The 18,010-nt window shown below is 67.1% G+C and carries 13 protein-coding genes and 3 tRNA genes; 9 read left to right on the forward strand and 7 right to left on the reverse strand.

Features of this window, described 5'->3' with window-relative positions; translation table 11 throughout:
• Window positions 1-38 precede the first annotated feature (38 nt).
• Window positions 39-2,369 (reverse strand): penicillin acylase family protein, encoded by a 2,331-nt coding sequence (locus AC07UW_RS04045; protein WP_495211483.1) that lies wholly within the window; start codon window positions 2,367-2,369, stop codon window positions 39-41.
• Between the two features lie 125 nt (window positions 2,370-2,494).
• On the opposite strand from AC07UW_RS04045, the gene bfr reads away from it, so the two are divergent.
• On the forward strand, window positions 2,495-2,983 hold the full coding sequence (gene bfr, locus AC07UW_RS04050; RefSeq protein ID WP_025877631.1) for a bacterioferritin: 489 nt from the start codon (window positions 2,495-2,497) through the stop codon (window positions 2,981-2,983).
• Window positions 2,984-3,236: 253 nt separating this feature from the next.
• Here the strand turns inward: bfr and parC are convergent, their stop codons facing one another.
• Both parC and AC07UW_RS04060 read right to left on the reverse strand, forming a co-directional pair.
• On the reverse strand, window positions 3,237-5,480 hold the full coding sequence (parC, locus tag AC07UW_RS04055; protein WP_032975808.1) for a DNA topoisomerase IV subunit A: 2,244 nt from the start codon (window positions 5,478-5,480) through the stop codon (window positions 3,237-3,239).
• 59 nt (window positions 5,481-5,539) lie between these two features.
• Window positions 5,540-6,448, reverse strand: a complete 909-nt coding sequence (locus AC07UW_RS04060) for a helix-turn-helix domain-containing protein (RefSeq protein ID WP_223494663.1) — start codon at window positions 6,446-6,448, stop codon at window positions 5,540-5,542.
• Window positions 6,449-6,593: 145 nt separating this feature from the next.
• Here AC07UW_RS04060 and emrR point away from each other — a divergent pair, with 145 nt between their 5' ends.
• From emrR to emrB, 4 genes are read left to right on the forward strand one after another with little or no spacing between them, the layout of a single operon-like run.
• The gene (gene emrR / locus AC07UW_RS04065) at window positions 6,594-7,037 is read left to right on the forward strand and encodes a multidrug efflux system transcriptional regulator EmrR (RefSeq protein ID WP_025877626.1); all 444 of its coding nucleotides are present in this window, start codon (window positions 6,594-6,596) and stop codon (window positions 7,035-7,037) included.
• Complete coding sequence (gene emrC, locus AC07UW_RS04070) at window positions 7,034-8,527, forward strand: multidrug efflux transporter outer membrane subunit EmrC (protein WP_032975811.1); 1,494 nt, start codon at window positions 7,034-7,036, stop codon at window positions 8,525-8,527. Before emrR ends, emrC begins: the two co-directional genes overlap by 4 nt.
• A gap of 11 nt (window positions 8,528-8,538) precedes the next feature.
• Window positions 8,539-9,717 (forward strand): multidrug efflux MFS transporter periplasmic adaptor subunit EmrA, encoded by a 1,179-nt coding sequence (emrA, locus tag AC07UW_RS04075; protein WP_099783412.1) that lies wholly within the window; start codon window positions 8,539-8,541, stop codon window positions 9,715-9,717.
• 8 nt (window positions 9,718-9,725) lie between these two features.
• The gene (gene emrB, locus AC07UW_RS04080) at window positions 9,726-11,312 is read left to right on the forward strand and encodes a multidrug efflux MFS transporter permease subunit EmrB (RefSeq protein ID WP_025877622.1); all 1,587 of its coding nucleotides are present in this window, start codon (window positions 9,726-9,728) and stop codon (window positions 11,310-11,312) included.
• Window positions 11,313-11,499: 187 nt separating this feature from the next.
• Here emrB and AC07UW_RS04085 read toward each other — a convergent pair.
• A tRNA-Leu gene (locus tag AC07UW_RS04085) sits at window positions 11,500-11,586 on the reverse strand.
• A 50-nt stretch (window positions 11,587-11,636) separates the two neighbouring features.
• Window positions 11,637-12,548 carry a LysR family transcriptional regulator gene (locus AC07UW_RS04090; protein WP_495211484.1) on the reverse strand — a complete coding sequence of 304 codons (912 nt, stop codon included), beginning with the start codon at window positions 12,546-12,548 and terminating at the stop codon, window positions 11,637-11,639.
• A gap of 96 nt (window positions 12,549-12,644) precedes the next feature.
• Between AC07UW_RS04090 and AC07UW_RS04095 the strand changes: the two genes are divergently transcribed.
• Window positions 12,645-13,391: a sulfite exporter TauE/SafE family protein gene (locus tag AC07UW_RS04095; protein ID WP_447944857.1), complete on the forward strand. Its 747-nt coding sequence runs from the start codon at window positions 12,645-12,647 to the stop codon at window positions 13,389-13,391.
• Window positions 13,392-13,451: 60 nt separating this feature from the next.
• On the opposite strand, the gene AC07UW_RS04100 is transcribed toward AC07UW_RS04095, so the two are convergent.
• Together AC07UW_RS04100 and AC07UW_RS04105 are read right to left on the reverse strand one after the other, a co-directional pair.
• Window positions 13,452-13,538, reverse strand: a tRNA-Leu gene (locus AC07UW_RS04100).
• Window positions 13,539-13,697: 159 nt separating this feature from the next.
• Window positions 13,698-13,782, reverse strand: a tRNA-Leu gene (locus AC07UW_RS04105).
• A 128-nt stretch (window positions 13,783-13,910) separates the two neighbouring features.
• On the opposite strand from AC07UW_RS04105, the gene rnr reads away from it, so the two are divergent.
• The 3 genes from rnr to rlmB all read left to right on the forward strand — a co-directional run bounded on the left by rnr (window position 13,911) and on the right by rlmB (window position 17,786).
• Window positions 13,911-16,370 carry a ribonuclease R gene (gene rnr / locus AC07UW_RS04110; protein ID WP_223494666.1) on the forward strand — a complete coding sequence of 820 codons (2,460 nt, stop codon included), beginning with the start codon at window positions 13,911-13,913 and terminating at the stop codon, window positions 16,368-16,370.
• An 85-nt stretch (window positions 16,371-16,455) separates the two neighbouring features.
• A complete protein-coding gene (locus tag AC07UW_RS04115) occupies window positions 16,456-16,950 on the forward strand; it encodes a GFA family protein (protein WP_093817773.1) in 495 nt (164 codons plus the stop codon).
• A gap of 92 nt (window positions 16,951-17,042) precedes the next feature.
• Window positions 17,043-17,786, forward strand: a complete 744-nt coding sequence (rlmB, locus tag AC07UW_RS04120) for a 23S rRNA (guanosine(2251)-2'-O)-methyltransferase RlmB (protein ID WP_223494668.1) — start codon at window positions 17,043-17,045, stop codon at window positions 17,784-17,786.
• The last annotated feature ends 224 nt before the right edge of the window (window positions 17,787-18,010 follow it).

Genomic DNA, 18,010 nt, shown 5'->3' on the forward strand with positions numbered 1-18,010 from the left:
GGATCTGACCCCGGTCTTCATGCCGTGGCCGGCCAGCGCTATCGCGCCGGTAGCAGCGTCAACGTGTGCTGCGCCTTGCCGGGCAGGAACGGGGTGGGGCGGCCATGCACCCAGTCCTCATGTCCAGCGCCCCAGTACGGAGACAGCGGATGGCCGCTCTGCCCACCCGGCATGTGCACGATGCCATCGGCCTCGTGGCCGGGCGAGACCACCATGCGCTGCGAGGCGCCGAACGCCGGCGTCTGTACACGCGGCATGTCACGGTCGCCGGGCAGGGGATCGGCCGGCATGCACAACCAGCGGCTGGCGAAGGCGGGCAGGGCGCGCGCGACCGGATGACAGATCGCTGCGGTATTGCGCTCGCCCCAGCTGCGGTGCGCCAGCGGCCCCTGCGCGGACAGCTCCGCTTCGGTACGGCGCGCCGCATCGGCCAGCAGCGCATCCCAGCTCGTGTAGGCGGGTGGCAGCAGGTTGGCGGGGCGTTGCTGCAGCATCGGCCAGGCCACGCCTTCCAGCTGCGCCAGGCGCGGTGCCAGGAAATCCTCGCCCAGCGGTGCCCGGGCCGGTGCCAGCAGCGCATCGGTCAACGTGTCGAGTACCTGTGTGCGGAACTCGCGCACCACCCGGTAGCTGACCGAATCGATCGCGGCGCGACCCTCCCAATGGCTGCTGACCGTGCCCAACCGCTTCAGTGCCGGATCGTCGCTGTGCTCGACCACCTGGTGCAGCAGCACCCACCAGCGTTGCAGGAACACCGCGCGGTCGTCGAGCTGGATCGCCAGCAGGTCGTGCTCGTCGAAATGCGCCTGCGTGGCCAGCAGGTCGCGGATCTGCCGTCCGCGCGCGCCGAGGTCGTAGCCGCCATTGCCGACCGTGGCCAAGGTCGCCTCGTCCACCACGCGGCTGTTGGCCGTCCACAGCCGATGCGAGGCGGGGTCGACCAGGCTCGGCGCGGCGTCGCTGCGGATCGGCCACGGCGCGCAGCCCGGGTTGCGGTGATTGTCATTGAAGCCCAGCGGTGTACAGCCCGGGCCACGGTCAGGCCGCGCGCCGATCAGGCGCCACGCGATACGCCCGCTGCGGTCGCCGATCACCAGATTCTGCGCGGGAATGCCGGCATGGTCGGCAATCTGCAGGGCCTGGTCCAGATCGGCGGCCCGTGCCATGTCGGCGAAGTCCATGCGCACCGCGCCCGGCAACTGCGCGACCCAGCGCAGGGCGTCGCCGCTGCCATCGGCGTGGGTGTGCAGGATCGGTCCCCACGCGGTCTCGCGTACCGGGAAACGCACGTCGGCACCGCCGGCCACGACGATCCGTTCCTCGTGCACGGTCACTGCAGCGTCTGCTGGCTCGGTGCGGAAGTCGGCAGTGTCGATGTAGCTGTTGGTGAAGCCCCAGGCCACGTGGCCGTTGCTGCCGACAATCACCGCCGGCACGCCCGGCAGCGAGAATCCGCTGACGTCGACCTGGCCACCCGCGGCCTGTGGATCGGGGTAGCGCAGGCGCACACGGAACCACAGGCTGGGAGCGCGCAGGCCCAGGTGCATGTCGTCGGCGACGATCGCACGGCCATCGGCGGTCAGCGCGCCGGCCACGGCGAAATTGTTGCTGCCGACCGCGTCGGCATCCTCGGCAGCCGCGCCGGTCGCGGCCTTCAGCGTGCGCAGGTCCAGCTGGCTGGCATCAGGCAGGGGGGCGTTGCCACGGGCAGCGCCGGCCAGCGGCGCATCCCACTCGTTGCCGTCGTGCGCCAGCAGCGCATACAGTGCCGGTGGCACCACCGCTCGGATGCGCTCCAGGGCGAGTTCGGACTGGTTGCTGGGGTCCTGCAGGTCGGCGTACATGGCCAGGCCTGCCAGCACGCTGTCGCTGGCCTGCCACGGTCGGGGCGCCTGCCGCAGCAGCAGGTAGGCCCATGGCCGCACCGCCAGGCTGCCCAGGCCCTGATTGACCCCGTCCACATAGGCGCGCACGGCCGCAGGGTCGCTGCCCAGTGCGTCCTGCAGATGGGCCTCGGTACGCGCGCGCAGGCGGTGTACGCGCATGCGCTTGTCGGCTTCGATCGCCTTCGCCCCGAACAGGGCGGACAGTTCACCTGCGGCACTGCGCCGCATCAGGTCCATTTCGAAATAACGTTCCTGCGCGTGAACACGGCCGAGCGCCCGCAGGGCATCAGCCTTGTTGCCGGCGGTGATGGTGACCACCCCCAGCGCATCGCGCTCCACGGTGACCTTGGTGGCCAGCCCGGGCAGCGGGCGCTCGCCGTCCAGTTCGGCCAGGCTACCGCGCAGCAGCAACCACAGGACCAGCACCGCGAGCAGCACGATTGCCACCAGCACACCCAGAATCCACCGCCACGTACGACGCATTACAGGTCCTTTCCGAGCAGATCGGCCGATTGTAGCCGCAGGCGCAACTGCGACTGATTCCGATTAGATCACCGTATTTCCAGATGGGGCACCATGGGCGCCATCGATTCACAGGAGCTCCCCCCATGAAAGGCAACCCGGACGTCATCGCCTGCCTGAAGGAACTGCTGCGCGGCGAACTCGCCGCCCGCGACCAGTACTTCATCCACTCCCGCCGCTACGAGGACCAGGGCCTGTTCGCGCTGTACGAACGCCTGAACCACGAGATGGAGGAAGAGACCCAGCATGCCGACGCGCTGTTGCGCCGGATCCTGTTCCTGGGCGGCGACCCGGACATGCGCCCGCATGCCACCGAGCCCGGCAAGACCGTGGAGGAGATGCTGCGCAAGGACCTGGACACCGAATACGCGGTGCGCAACAACCTCGCCGCCGGCATGAAGCTGTGCGAGGAGAAGGGCGACTACGTGAGCCGCGACATGCTGCTGGCGCAGTTGAAGGACACCGAGGAAGACCACGCATGGTGGCTGGAGCAGCAGCTGGGCCTGATCAAGCGCATCGGCCTGGAGCTGTACCAGCTGAGCAAGATCGACGGCAGCGGCGCCCCGGCGCACTGACCCCGGTTGTCGTAGCGCCGGGTCATGCCCGGCTCTACCAGGAGCGCAAAGCAACGTCGCCCGCCAGCACCGGAGCACCGCCAGCCAGCCTTCGCCCGCCAGCTGCTCCATCGCCCGCCAGCCGACAAACAAAGAAGCCGGGGAATGCCCCGGCTTTTTTGTGTCTGATGCTCCGATCCCGGTAGCGCCGGGCCATGCCCAGCGGGTTCCCGGTTGCCGGGCAAGGCGTGTCAACCAAGGTTGACACCTACCGTCACTCGACCGACAACCCTTCCACCTTCTGCCAGCCACGCGGCAGCAGATGGCCACGGGTGGCGCGGGCGCCCAGATAGGCGTCGAGCTCGTTGAACTTCAGGCCCATGGTGCGCTGGCCGCTGCGGACCTGCAGGGTCTGGCCGGGGCTGATTGCCACGATGGCGACCACGCGTTCGGTGGCGAGCTTGGCCTTGGGGATCTCGATGATCTTGTTGCCCTTGCCCTTGTCCAGTTCCGGCAGGTCGTTGGCGGCGATCGCCAGCAGGTTGCCCGAACTGGTCACCGCGACGATGCGGTCGGTAGCGACGTTGGCCACCACCGATGGGGTCAGTACCGACGAGCCCGCCGACAGGTTCAGCATCGCCTTGCCGGCCTTGTTGCGACCGATCAGGTTCTCGAAGCGGGTGACGAAACCATAGCCGTGGGTCGAGGCCAGCACGAAGCGGGTATCCGGTTCGGCGCTGGCCAGGGTCACGAAGCTGGTGCCTGCGGCCGGCGAGAAGCGGCCGGTCAGCGGCTCACCGTTGCCGCGTGCCGAGGGCAGGGTATGCACCGGCGTGGAGTAGGCGCGGCCTTCGCTGTCCAGGAACGCGACCTGCTGGGTGCTGCGCGCACGCACTGCACCCTGCAGCGCATCGCCATCGCGGTAGGACAGGGTCGAGGCATCGATGTCGTGGCCCTTGGCGGCGCGGATCCAGCCCTTCTCGGACATCACCACCGTCATCGGCTCGCTCGGCACCAGCTCGGTCTCGTCGATGGCCTGCGCGGCCTGGCGCTGCACCAGCGGCGAGCGGCGCTCGTCGCCGAACTTCTTCGCATCGGCCTGCAGCTCGTCGCGGATCAGCTTCTTCAGTTTGGCCTTGCTGTCGAGGATGCTGAGGATCTTGTCGCGCTCCTTGGCCAGTTCGTCCTGCTCGCCGCGGATCTTCATTTCTTCCAGGCGGGCCAGCTGCTTCAGCTTGGTTTCCAGGATGTACTCGGCCTGGTCTTCGGACAGGCCGAAGCGTGCGATCAGCGCCGCCTTCGGTTCGTCCTCGGTACGGATGATGTGGATCACCTCGTCCAGGTTGAGGAACGCCACCAGCAGGCCTTCCAACAGGTGCAGGCGACGCTCGACCTTCTGCAGGCGGTGCTGCAGGCGGCGGGTGACGGTGCTGCTGCGGAATGCCAGCCATTCGCTGAGCAGCGTCTTCAGGTTCTTCACCTGCGGACGGCCGTCCAGCCCGATCACGTTGAGGTTGACGCGGTAGCTGCGCTCCATGTCGGTGGTGGCGAACAGGTGCCCCATCAACTGCTCGGCGTCGACGCGGTTCGAGCGCGGCACCAGTACCACGCGCACCGGGTTGGCGTGGTCGGACTCATCGCGGATGTCTTCCAGCCACGGCAGCTTCTTGGCGCGCATCTGCGCGGCGATCTGCTCGATCACCTTCGACGGCGACACCTGGAACGGCAACGCGGTGACCACCACGTTGTGCGCTTCCTTGATGTAGGTGGCACGCGCACGCACGCTGCCGTTGCCGGTCTCGTACATGTTCCGCAGATCGTTGGCCGGGGTGATGATCTCGGCGTTGGACGGATAATCCGGACCCTTCACGTGCTCGCACAGGTCGCGCACGCTGGCATCCGGATCGTCCAGCAGGTGCAGCAGCGCGCTGACGATCTCGTTGAGGTTGTGCGGCGGCACATCGGTGGCCATGCCCACGGCGATGCCGGTGGTGCCGTTCAGCAGCAGATGCGGCAGGCGTGCCGGCATCCAGGTCGGTTCCTGCAGGGTGCCGTCGAAGTTCGGTGCCCAGTCGGTGGTGCCCTGGCCCAGTTCGCCCAGCAGTACTTCGGCGATCGGGGTCAGCTTGGATTCGGTGTAACGCATCGCCGCGAACGACTTCGGATCGTCGCTGGAACCGAAGTTGCCCTGGCCTTCGATCAGCGGATAACGGTACGAGAACGGCTGTGCCATCAGCACCAGCGCTTCGTAGCACGCGCTGTCGCCATGCGGGTGGTATTTACCGATGACGTCACCGACGGTGCGTGCGGACTTCTTCGGCTTGGACGCGGCATTCAGGCCCAGCTCGCTCATCGAATAGATGATGCGGCGCTGCACGGGCTTCAGGCCGTCGCCAATGAACGGCAGGGCGCGATCCAGGACCACGTACATCGAGTAGTCGAGGTAGGCGCGTTCGGCGTACTCGCGCAGCGGCAGTTGTTCGAAACCGTGGAACACGGGGCGGGCAAGATCGGTCATGCGGCGTTGTTACCTATGTCGGGAGGCGGTGACGGCGGTCGCCGCTCTCAATCCAGTGATTATCCGGATGCGGCGGGGGATGCCAAGCCGCGTGCAGGGTCAAGGCCCGGTTCCAGGCCGTGGCCGGCCCGTGCCAGGTAGCGTCCGGGCGGTAGCCCGAAGTGTCGCCGGAACACGGTGACGAAGGCGCTGGCGCTGCTGAAGCCCAGTGCGTGGGCGATATCGGCCACGCTGCGGCCCTCGCTGAGCTGCCGCAGCGCCTCGGCCAACCGCGCCTGCTGGCGCCATTGCGCGAAGCTGAGGGTGGTCTCGTCGCGGAAATGGCGGGTCAGGCTGCGCGGCGACAGGCCGGCCCAATGCGCCCACTGCGCCAGGCCGCGCTCGTCGGCCGGGTCGGCCAGCAGCTGCGAGGCGATCTTCAGCAGGCGCCGGTCACGTGGCATCGGCAGGTGCATGCGCTGGCGCGGCGCGGCGCGTATCTCGTCCAGCAGCACGTTGATGATGTGCTGCCGTTCGCTGGTGCTTTCGTAGTCCTGCGGCCAGTCACAGATGCGTTCGGCCACTGCCTGCGCCAACCGCGAGATGCCCAGCACGCATGGGTCGGCGGGCAGTTCGGCGCACAGCGGTGCGGCCAGCACCATGCCCCAGCCGCGCAGGGGGCCATCGATGTGGACCGTATGCGGCTCGGCCGGCGGCATCCAGCCCGCCGAACCTGGCGCCAGCGACCAGGTGCCATGCGAGGTGCGGGTGGTCAGCAGGCCGCGTTCGACGCAGATCAGCTGCGCGCGGACGTGGTGATGCCAGTCCACTTCGCGGGCCAGCCCCTGCGGGCTGTCGAAGCGGAAGGCGATGACCGGCGGGCCGTCATTGCGTTCGAACCAGTCCAGTGCTTCTTCGCGCAGCAGGGTGGCAGGGCCGGGTTCGCCCGCCTTCACGCGGGCCGGGGGTGGCTTGAATGTGACATTCATTGGCTGGATTGTACTACCGGGCCAGTTGGGGGCGCCATTAAGGTGGCGCCTTCACCTGATCCAGCCCACTGCTGCAACACAGCATTTGATGCCAGATCGAATATTTCCATTGAGAAATATTTTTTTTGGAAGAGAATGCTCCCCCATGATCTGTCCTGCAACCACTCCCCCCAGCTTCGGCCTGCTGCTGCGCCAGGTGCGCGACGGCCTGGTCCGCCAGCTCGACGCGTCCATGGCCGAAGAAGACCTCGGCATCGGCTTCACCCACTACATCGGGCTGAAGGTGCTCTCGAACATGGCGCCGTGCACGGCCAACGAGCTGGCCCAGGCCATCGACCAGGTGCCCAGCGCGGTCACCCGCCTGCTGGACAAGCTGGAAGCGCTCGGTTGCGTGCGCCGCGAGCCGCATGCGCAGGACCGGCGTGCACTGCAGATCGTATTGACCGATGAAGGCCGCGCGCTGTGGGCGCGGTTGAAGCTGCGCGGCGACGCGGTGATGGATTACGCCCTGCGCGATCTGTCCGCCGACGAACGCACGCAGCTGCTGTCCCTCCTGACCCGAATCCGCGATTCCCTGACAACCCCATGAACCCGATCCCGCATCCCACTCTCCGCCGCTCCGGGCGCGCGCTGCTGGTTTCAGCGCTGGCCCTGGCCTTGGCCGCCTGCGCAAGCAGCCGTGGCCTTGACCCGCAGGGCCACGTGCTCGACGTGGACAGCCTGCACAGCGAACGTACCCTGGCCGACAGCGACCTGAGCGCAGCCGGTTTTCCTGCCCAGGACTGGTGGAAGGCACTGGGCGATGCGCAGCTGGATGCGCTGATCGCCGAAGGCCTGGCCGGCCATCCGAGCCTGGACGCCGCCGACGCGCGCCTGCGCCAGGCACAGTCGCAGGTCGGCACCGCGCGCGCGGATCGCCTGCCCAGCCTCTCCGTGTCCGGTGGCTACACCGGCCTGCGCCTGCCCGAATCGATGGCTGGCGATGAAATCGGCGGCCACTACGCCGGCAGCAGCCAGATCGCGTTCGACTTCAGCTACGGCATCGACCTGTGGGGCGGCAAGCGCGCCGCCTGGGAGGCTGCCGTGGATGGCGCCCACGCCGCGACTGTCGAAGCCCAGGCCGCGCGCCTGAACCTGTCCACCGGCATCGCCCAGGCCTATACCGACCTGGCCTACGCCTGGCAGCTCAACGACGTGGCCGAAGAAGAACTGGCGCGCTCGCAGAAGTCGCTGCAGCTGACCCGGCAGCGTCGTAGTGCCGGCATCGACAGCGATCTGCAGGTGCGCCAGGCCGAAGCCCGCGTGCCGGCCGCACAGCAGCAGTTGCTGGCGGCGCAGCAGCGCATCGATGCCGGGCGCACGGCGCTGGCCGCGCTGGTCGGCAAGGGCCCGGACCGCGGCCTGTCGATCGAACGCCCGCGGGCGATGAACCCGCTGGCCCTGCAGCTGCCGGGCGTGGTGCCCAGTGAACTGCTCGGCCGTCGCCCCGACATCGTCGCCGCGCGCTGGCGGGTGGAAGCGGCCGACAAGCAGATCAAGGTCGCCAAGACCCGGTTCTACCCGAGCCTCAACCTGACCGCGCTGGCCGGCGTGGTCGCACCGAATGTCGGCGACCTGCTGCAGAGCAGTTCCAGCTTCGCCTACATCGGCCCGGCGCTGAGCCTGCCGATTTTCGAAGGCGGCAAGCTGCGGGCCAACCTGGCCAACACCGATGCGCAGTACGACCTGGCCGTGGCGAACTACAACCAGGCGGTGCTCGATGCACTGCGCGACGTGGCTGACCAGGTCAACGCGGTGCGCTCACTGGCGCAGCAGGCGCAGTCGCAGCAGCAGGCGGTGGATACAGCACGCGCTGCGTTCGACCTGGCCCAGCAGCGCTATCGCGCTGGCATCGGCAGCTACCTGGACGTGTTGACCGCGCAGTCCACCCTGCTGCAGTCGCAGCAGCAGCTGGCCGGCCTGCAGTCGCAGCAGCTGCAGACCTCGGTGCGCCTGAGCAAGGCGCTCGGCGGTGGTTTCCAGCCCAGTGACGCTGATGCCGCACCGCTTGCTTCCCATTCCGATTCCTCGCATTCCTGAAGACGCCTGCCATGAGCCAGACCCAAGACACTGCGGCCCCCGCCGCCCCCAACCGCCGCGGCAAGCTGTTGCGCGGCCTGTTCGTGATCGTCGTGCTGCTGCTGGCGGCACTGGCGCTGTGGTACTTCATGTTCGGCCGTTGGTTCGAAGAGACCGACGACGCCTACGTGCAGGGCAACCAGGTGCAGATCACCCCGCTGGTGGCCGGTACCGTGGTCGCCATCAACGCCGATGACGGCATGCGCGTGGAGCGCGGCCAGCTGCTGGTGCAGCTGGACCCGGCCGATACCTCGGTGGCCCTGCAGCAGGCCGAAGCCAACCTGGCCAAGACCGTGCGCCAGACCCGCGGCCTGTACCGCAGCGTCGAAGGTGCGCAGGCGGACTTGAACGCACGCCAGGTGACCCTGAAGCGCGTGCGTGACGACTTCGCACGCCGCAAGGACCTGGCCGCCACCGGCGCCATCTCCAACGAAGAACTGGCCCACGCCCGCGACGAGCTGGCAGCTGCCGAAGCGGCCGTGGCCGGTTCGCGCGAGACCGTCGAGCGCAACCGTGCACTGGTCGATGACACCGTGATCGCCACCCAGCCGGATGTGCAGGCTGCCGCCGCGCAGCTGCGCCAGGCCTTCCTCAACAATGCACGTTCGGGCATCGTCGCGCCGGTCACCGGCTATGTCGCCCGTCGTTCGGTGCAGGTCGGCCAGCGCGTGCAGCCGGGCAATGCGCTGATGGCGGTGGTGCCGACCGAGCAGATGTGGGTCGAAGCCAACTTCAAGGAAACCCAGCTGCGGCACATGCGCCTGGGCCAGGAAGTGGAGCTGAAGTCGGACCTGTATGCCGGCGACGTCAAGTACAAGGGCCGCATCGACAGCCTGGGCCTGGGCACCGGCTCGGCGTTCTCGCTGCTGCCGGCGCAGAACGCCAGCGGCAACTGGATCAAGATCGTGCAGCGCGTGCCGGTGCGCATCGCCATCGATGCCAAGCAGCTGGCCGAACACCCGCTGCGCATCGGCCTGTCGATGAAGGCCGAGGTGAGCCTGCGCGACCAGAAGGGCGAAGTGCTGCCGAGCGCAGCCGCCAAGGGCACGGTGTTCGACACCGACGTGTATGCCAAGCAGCTGCACGATGCCGATGAGGTGATCCACACGATCATCCAGGGCAACCTGCCGCAGCAGTCCAAGGCGAGCTGAGGTCGGCCATGTCCGCACAAGCTCCAGCTGCGCCCGGCTCTCCGGGCGCACCGGCGGCGCCGGGTGCGGCCGCTGGATTCCTGCCACCCAGTGTGGCCCTGTGCACCGTGGGCCTGGCGATGGCCTCGTTCATGCAGGTGCTCGACACCACCATCGCCAACGTCTCGCTGCCGACCATCGCCGGTAATCTTGGCGCCAGTTCGCAGCAGGCGACGTGGGTCATCACCTCGTTCGCGGTCAGCACCGCGATCGCGCTGCCGCTGACCGGCTGGCTCAGCCGTCGCTTCGGCGAGCGCAAGCTGTTCGTGTGGGCCACGCTGGCCTTCGTGATCACCTCGCTGCTGTGCGGCCTGGCCCAGAGCATGGGCATGCTGGTGCTGTCGCGTGCGCTGCAGGGCTTCGTCGCCGGCCCGATGTACCCGATCACCCAGTCGCTGCTGGTCTCGATCTATCCACGGGAGAAACGCGGGCAGGCGCTGGCGCTGCTGGCGATGATCACCGTGGTGGCGCCGATCTGCGGGCCGATCCTCGGTGGCTGGATCACCGACAACTACAGCTGGGAATGGATCTTCCTGATCAACGTGCCGCTGGGCATCTTCGCTGCGCTGGTGGTGGGCAACCAGTTGAAGGGTCGCCCCGAGCACGTCGAGAAGCCGAAGATGGACTACGTCGGCCTGGTCACCCTGGTGATCGGCGTGGGCGCATTGCAGCTGGTACTCGACCTGGGCAACGACGAAGACTGGTTCTCGTCGATGAAGATCGTGGTACTGGCCTGCGTGGCCGTGGTGGCGCTGACCGTGTTCCTGATCTGGGAGCTGACCGACAAGGACCCGATCGTCGACCTGAAGCTGTTCCGGCACCGCAACTTCCGTGCCGGTACGCTGGCGATGGTGGTGGCGTACGCGGCGTTCTTCAGCGTGGCCCTGCTGATTCCGCAGTGGCTGCAGCGCGACATGGGTTACACCGCGATCTGGGCCGGCCTGGCGACGGCACCGATCGGTGTACTGCCGGTGATCATGACCCCGTTCGTGGGCAAGTACGCATCGCGTTTCGACATGCGCATGCTGGCCACCATCGCGTTCGTGGTGCTGTCGATGACCAGCTTCCTGCGCTCGGGTTTCAACCTGCAGGTGGACTTCCACCATGTGGCCGGCGTACAGCTGATCATGGGCATCGGCGTGGCACTGTTCTTCATGCCGGTGCTGCAGATCCTGCTGTCGGACCTGGATGGTCGTGAGATCGCGGCCGGCTCGGGCCTGGCCACCTTCCTGCGTACGCTTGGCGGCAGCTTCGCGGCGTCGCTGACCACCTGGCTGTGGGCACGTCGCACGCAGGTGCATCACGCGGACCTGACTGAGCACATTTCGGCCTATCAGCCGGGCATGCAGGACCAGGTGGCGGCGATGGGGCAGGGCGACCTGCAACATGGCGCGGCGGTGCTGAACAACATGATCAACCACCAGGCATCGCAGATGGGCTTCAACGACATCTTCTTCCTGCTGGGCTGGATCTTCCTGGCGATCATCTCGTTCCTGTGGCTGGCCAAGCCGCCCTTCGGTGCGGGCGCGGGTGCCGCCGCCGGTGGCGGGCACTGATCGATCGCTGTTGCTGAAAAACAAAACCCCGCCGGAAGGCGGGGTTTTTGTTTGCAGTGCATCCACGCATGCATGCGAATTCCAGTAGATCCACGCCATGCGTGGATGGACGCCACAATCGCGTGATCCCGGCAAACGCCGGACATGAAAAAACCCGCTTGCGCGGGTTTGATCATTGTCTGAGTCATGGTGCCCAGGAGAGGACTCGAACCTCCACGAAGTTGCCCCCGCTAGCACCTGAAGCTAGTGCGTCTACCAATTCCGCCACCTGGGCGACTCAGGAGGAGAATTTTGCAGGAAGGCTGGATATGTGTCAACACCATTTCACACATTTTTTTCTGCACCGGCTTCCGCGTGCACATCCAGATGCAGCAGCAGGCTGCGCATCGGTGGCGAGAGCGATTTCCAGTCGGCGAACGCGGCGCACAGCCGGCGTTGTGCCCACGCGTTGCCGAGTGCAACGGCGACGATGCCGGTGGCCCGTCGATGCTGCCGCGCGATCGTGCGCGGCGCGATGCCCACGCCGATGCCATGGCCCACCATCGTGCAAAGGCCTTCAAAGGTCTTCATGCGGATGCGCACGTCGAGCGTGCGTCCGGCCTCTGCCGCCAGCTCTTCGATATAGGTCTGCAGCGCATTGCCGTCGGCCAGGGCAACGAAGGTCTCGCCCAGCACATCGCTGAAGTCGAGCGAACGCCGCGCGGCGAAGCGATGGCCTGCCGGCAGCATCATCATCAGCGGGTCTTCGGCAACGACATGACGACGCAGTCCATCGGCGGGAACGGCATCACTGATGACGCCGGCCTCTGCCTGGCCGGCACGGATCGCGCGCACGACTTCATTGCTGGTGCGTTCGTGCAGTTCCACGCGCAGGCGAGGGCGCTCTGCCAGCCATGGGGCCAGCCGCGCGGGCAGGTAGTTGGTCAATGCCGCGGTGTTGGCGTACAGGTGCAGCGTGCCGCGCGCACCGTGGGCGAACGCCTGCAGTTCGCCGCGCAGCTGCGCCTGCTGCTGCAGGATCAGGCGCGCGTGATGGGCCAGTGCGGCACCCGCTTCGGTGAGGCTGATGCCGCGCGGGTGACGGGTGAGCAGCGCCGTGCCAGCGTCGGTTTCGATGGCGCGCAGGCGTTCGCTGGCCGATCCCAGTGCCAGATTCGCCTCCACCGCGCCGGCAGTGATGCTGCCGGCTTCGGCCACCGCCAGGAACAGGCGCAGATCGGCAATGTCCAAGCGCATGTCGTTTGCTCCGCTCGGCCCTGCCTTCGGCTGGTCCGAAGGCGCAGGCGGGAAGACCGCATTGTGCGCGCCTGCGGCGCCGGCTCCAATGGCGGCATGAACGAGACGACATACTTCTATGGATTGCTGGTGGTGGTGTTCGTGCTGGCCGGGGTGGTCAAGGGCGTGACCGGCATGGGCCTGCCGACGGTGGCGATGGGATTGCTGGGCGGCGCGTTGTCGCCGGTGGCGGCGGCCTCGATGCTGTTCATTCCTACCTTCGTCACCAATGCCTGGCAGTTGCTGTCCGGGCCATCACTGGGCCGCACCCTGCGGCGGCTGTGGCCGATGATGCTGGCCGTGGTGGTGGTGACGCTGGGTTCGGCCGCGCTGCTGGTGCGGGTGGATCGTGATGCCTCGCGCGCCGCGTTGGGCGTGGCGCTGATGGTGTATGCGCTGTACGCGCTGGTGGCGCCGGTGTTCCGCGTACCGCAGCGGCGCGAGCGCTGGCTGGGGCCGCTGGTCGGGGCGGTGTCCGGCGTGGTCACCGGCGCGACCGGCGTGTTTGTAATGCCGGCGGTGCCGTACCTGCAGTCGCTGGGGTTGCAGCGCGAGGAGCTGGTGCAGGCACTGGGCCTGGCGTTCACCGTATCGACGATCTCGCTGACCACCGGGCTGGTGCTCAATGGTGCGTTTGGCGTGCAGCAGCTGGGGTTGAGCGCGCTGGCGGTGCTGCCGGCGTTGCTGGGCATGTGGCTGGGGCAGGTGATCCGCCAGCGCATCAGTGCGCGCGTGTTCCGTGCCTGCTTCCTCGGCTTCCTGCTGTTGCTGGGCCTGGAGCTGATGCTGCGTACGTGGTGGTGATGCCGACCGGACGCCAGACAAGAAAAAACCCGCTTTCGCGGGTGTTTTTCATTCTCGACATGGTGCCCAGGAGAGGACTCGAACCTCCACGAAGTTGCCCCCGCTAGCACCTGAAGCTAGTGCGTCTACCAATTCCGCCACCTGGGCGTCGAGGAGGAGAATTATGGGGTGCCGTGACGGAGGTGTCAACACCCTTCTGAAATTCCTGCGTCCAACGCGCTCAGTAGATCCACGCCATGCGTGGATGGGTGCGGCAGCCGGATTTCAGGCAAAAAAAATCCCCGCCGAAGCGAGGAGTTTTTTCGTTGGTGCCCAGAAGAGGACTCGAACCTCCACGGTTTTACCCGCTAGTACCTGAAACTAGTGCGTCTACCAATTCCGCCATCTGGGCGTTCCAGAGGCGCAATTGTGAAGATGAACCCGGGGCCTGTCAACGATTTCCTGAAAATTCTTAATGGGGGTTCCTCAACGTGTTTGCTGACCCGTTCTGCACGCCCACAGCGGCTACCATGGAGGGCGATGACTACCAAAAAACCAAGCAAGGGCGGGAGCAAGTCCCGCAGTGAAGCCCCCAACAAGGGCACCAAGCAGGGCACTGCCCGCAACAACAAGCCGGGCAAGCCGTTGCCGGGCTGGCTCCCCGCACTGGCCGAAGGCGGTGCACCGCCTCCAGGACGTGGCCGCCGCAACGCCGAGCCGCCGGGTCCGGCGCCGGGCCGCAAGCTGCCGCCGACGGGCAAGGTGATCGACGATCCCTATGCGTCCCGCGAAGCGGAAAAGTACGAACAACCCATCGCCAGCCGCGAGGCCATCCTGGCCCTGCTGGAACGCTGCGAAGGGCCACAGACGGCTGAGGAACTCGGCGCGCGCCTGGGCCTGACCGCACCGGACCGTGCCGAAGCGCTGTCGCGCCGGCTCGGCGCCATGGTCCGCGACGGCCAACTGGTGCAGAACCGCCGCGGCGGCTTCGCGCCCATCCAGACGTTGAACCTGGTCACCGGCGTGGTGATCGCCAATCCGGAAGGGTTCGGCTTCCTGCGCCCGGTCGAGGGCGGTGACGATCTGTTCCTGCCGCCCTATGAAATGCGCAAGGTGATGCACGGCGACAAGGTGCTTGCACGTGTCACCGGCATTGACCACCGCGGCCGTCGCGAAGGCAGCATCGCCCGCGTGCTCGAGCGCGGCATGACGCGCCTGATCGGCCGCTTCAGCGTCGAGATGGGCATCAACTACGTGGTGCCCGATGACAAGCGCATCCAGCGCAACGTGCAGGTACCGCCGGATCAGACCGGCGGCGCGAACGATGGCCAGCTGGTCGTCTGCGAACTGACCCAGGCACCGGACAGCCGCCGTCCGCCGATCGGCCGCATCATCGCCGTGCTCGGCGACAAGCTGACTGCCTCGCTGGTGGTGGAAACCGCGATCCACGGCCACGAGCTGCCGTTCGAGTTCCCGCAGGAGGTGCTGGACGAAGCCGCCTCGGTACCGCTGGTGGTCGAGCCGGCGATGATCGGCGGCCGCGTCGACCTGCGCAGCACGCCGCTGGTGACCATCGATGGCGAGGACGCCAAGGACTTCGACGACGCGGTGTACTGCGAGCCCAACGCCGATGGCTTCCGCCTGGTGGTCGCCATTGCCGACGTCTCCAACTACGTTCGTCCTGGCACGCCGCTGGACGACGAAGCGCAGAAGCGCGCGACGTCGGTGTACTTCCCGGGCTTCGTGGTGCCGATGCTGCCGGAAACGCTGTCCAACGGCATCTGTTCGCTGATGCCGAAGGTCGACCGCATGTGCTTTGTCTGCGACATGCAGATCGACCGCGAAGGCGTCGTCACCCACTCGCGCTTCTACGAAGCGGTTATGAATTCGCATGCGCGCCTGACCTACACCCAGGTGTGGCAGGCGGTGGGCGAGGACGATGCCGGTGCCAAGGCATTCATCGGCGACCTGCTGCCGCAGGTGCAGCGCCTGCACCAGCTGTACAAGGTGCTGTCGAAGGCGCGCACCAAGCGTGGCGCGATCGAGTTTGAAAGCAGCGAAGTCCGCTTCGTGCTCGACAACCGGGGCGAAGTCACCCAGGCCGGCATGCTGGTGCGCAACGATGCGCACAAGCTGATCGAGGAATGCATGATTGCGGCCAACGTGGAGGCGGCCAAGTACCTACTGTCGCGCCATGTGCCGGCGCCTTACCGCGTGCATGAGAAGCCGCCGGAGACCAAGTACGCCGATCTGCTGGAATTCCTCAAGGAGTTCAAGCTGAGTCTGCCGCCGTGGTCGAAGGTGCGCCCGGGTGATTACACCAAGCTGCTGAAGAAGATCCGCGACCGTCCCGATGCCACGCTGCTGGAATCTGTGCTGCTGCGCAGCCAGAGCCTGGCCGTGTACAGCCCGGACAACAACGGCCACTTCGGCCTGGCGCTGGAAGCGTATGCGCACTTCACCTCGCCCATCCGTCGCTACCCGGATCTGCTGGTGCACCGGGCGATCAAGCATGCGCTGTCGGGCAAGCCGCTGGACAAGTTCACCTACACCGCCCGCGAGATGGCCGCACTGGCACTGCAGTGTTCCGAGCGTGAGCGTCGCGCCGATGAGGCCGAGCGTGAAGTGGATGAGCGTTACCGCGCGGCGTGGATGGAAAAACACGTCGGTGGCCAGTTCGACGGCGTGATCAGCGGCGTGACCAGCTTCGGCCTGTTCGTGGAGTTGGCCGACTCGAAGGTGCAGGGCTTGGTGCACGTGACCCAGTTGCCGCAGGACTATTACAAGTTCGACGCGACCCGCAAGACGCTGACCGGCGAGCGCCGCGGCAGCAGTTACCGGCTGGGTGACCAGGTGCGCATCCTGGTGCTGAAGGCCAGCATGGAAGAACGCAAGATCGACTTCCGCCTGGTCGAGCACAAGGGCGAGGAAGAGGAAGCAGGCGCGGCCCCGCTGCCCGAGCGCGGCAAGCCGGCCAAGCGCGCGAAGAAGAAGTATTGAAAGCTGTGCCGACCAACGGTCGGCACCCACCTCACCCGGTAGGTGCCAACCGTTGGTTGGGACGATGTTCCGGAGGAATACAGCAATGCAGGGCCAACCCGAATACAGCGGCGGCTGCCAGTGCGGCGCGATCCGCTTCCAGGCGCGGGGCGAGCTGACCGACAGCTCGATCTGCCATTGCCGGATGTGCCAGAAGGCCTTCGGCGCGTATTACGCGCCGCTGGTGTCGGTGCGCGGTGTGCAGTTCAGCTGGACCCGTGGCCAACCGCGCTATTTCCAGTCCTCCAACGTAGTGCGGCGCGGCTTCTGCGCCGACTGTGGCACGCCGTTGACCTATGAAGCCCCCGATGGCGTGGCGGTGGCCGCCGGTGCCTTCGACCAGCCTGAACGCCTGCCGCCGACCCTTCAGTACGGCGTCGAGCGCAAGCTGCCCTTCGTCGATGGGCTTGGCCGGCTGCCGGCACGCCGTACGGAACAGGACATGGCCGCGCTGGAATTCCTGGCCACGGTCGTTTCCCATCAGCATCCCGACCACGACACCCCGCACTGGCCGCCGCGCAGCCGTTCGGCCGAAGGGTGAACGGCGGGTAGCGCCGGGCCATGCCCGGCGAGCGCGAAGCGCGGCCGCCCCTGATGCTCTACCATAGCCACCCCCTTTCCGGTCCTGCCCGCATGAGCAAGAACAGCCAGTGGATCGTCGGCGTCAACGCCGTCGCCTCCTCCATCGAGAACGACGCCGAGAACGTCCGCGAAGTGCTGGTCGAGGCCGGTGCGAAGAACCCGCGCCTGGTCGAAATCGAGGAAAACGCCCGTCGCAAGGGCATCGACGTGCGCAAGGTCAACAGCCAAGCGCTGGACGGCGTGGGCGGTTCGGTGCGCCACCAGGGCGTGGCTGCACGCTATGCCGCCGCCCGCACCTACAACGAGAACGAGCTGGAAGGCCTGGTCACCGCTGCGGAAGGCAAGGCCCTGCTGCTGGTGCTGGACGAGGTGCAGGACCCGCACAACCTCGGCGCCTGCCTGCGCTCGGCTGCCGCTGCCGGCGCCACCGCCGTCATCATTCCCAAGGACAAGTCGGCCACGGTCAATGCCACCGTGCGCAAGACCTCGGCCGGCGCTGCCGACCGCATCCCGGTGGTGGCGGTGACCAACCTGTCGCGCTGCCTGAAGGACCTGCAGAAGCAGGGCGTGTGGATCTACGGCCTGGCCGGTGAGGCGACTGCGTCGCTGTACCAGCTGGACCTGAAGGGCAACATCGCCCTGGTGCTGGGCGGCGAAGCCGATGGCCTGCGCCGCCTGACCCGCGAAAACTGCGATGGCCTGGTCAAGATTCCGATGCCGGGCGAGATCGAGAGCCTGAACGTCTCGGTCGCGGCCGGTGTCAGCCTGTTCGAGGTCGTGCGCCAGCGCGGTTGATCGGCATCGCCGCAGCGTGATCCGGGTCAGATTCCTTTCCCTTGGGAAAGGGATCTGCCCCTATTTTCTGCCGGACCCCAATCCACGCATGGCGTGGATCTACTTTCAGCTCTCGCGGAACTGTATGAGCCGGGGTGCCGTGGGTGTGCAGGGTGTGAGCCGCATGGATGCGGCGACCAAGCCCCCAGGGATGGGTTCACGGCGTCCCCGCACATCCACGGCAC

Source organism: Stenotrophomonas sp. GW821-FHT02D01 (genome assembly GCF_059421765.1).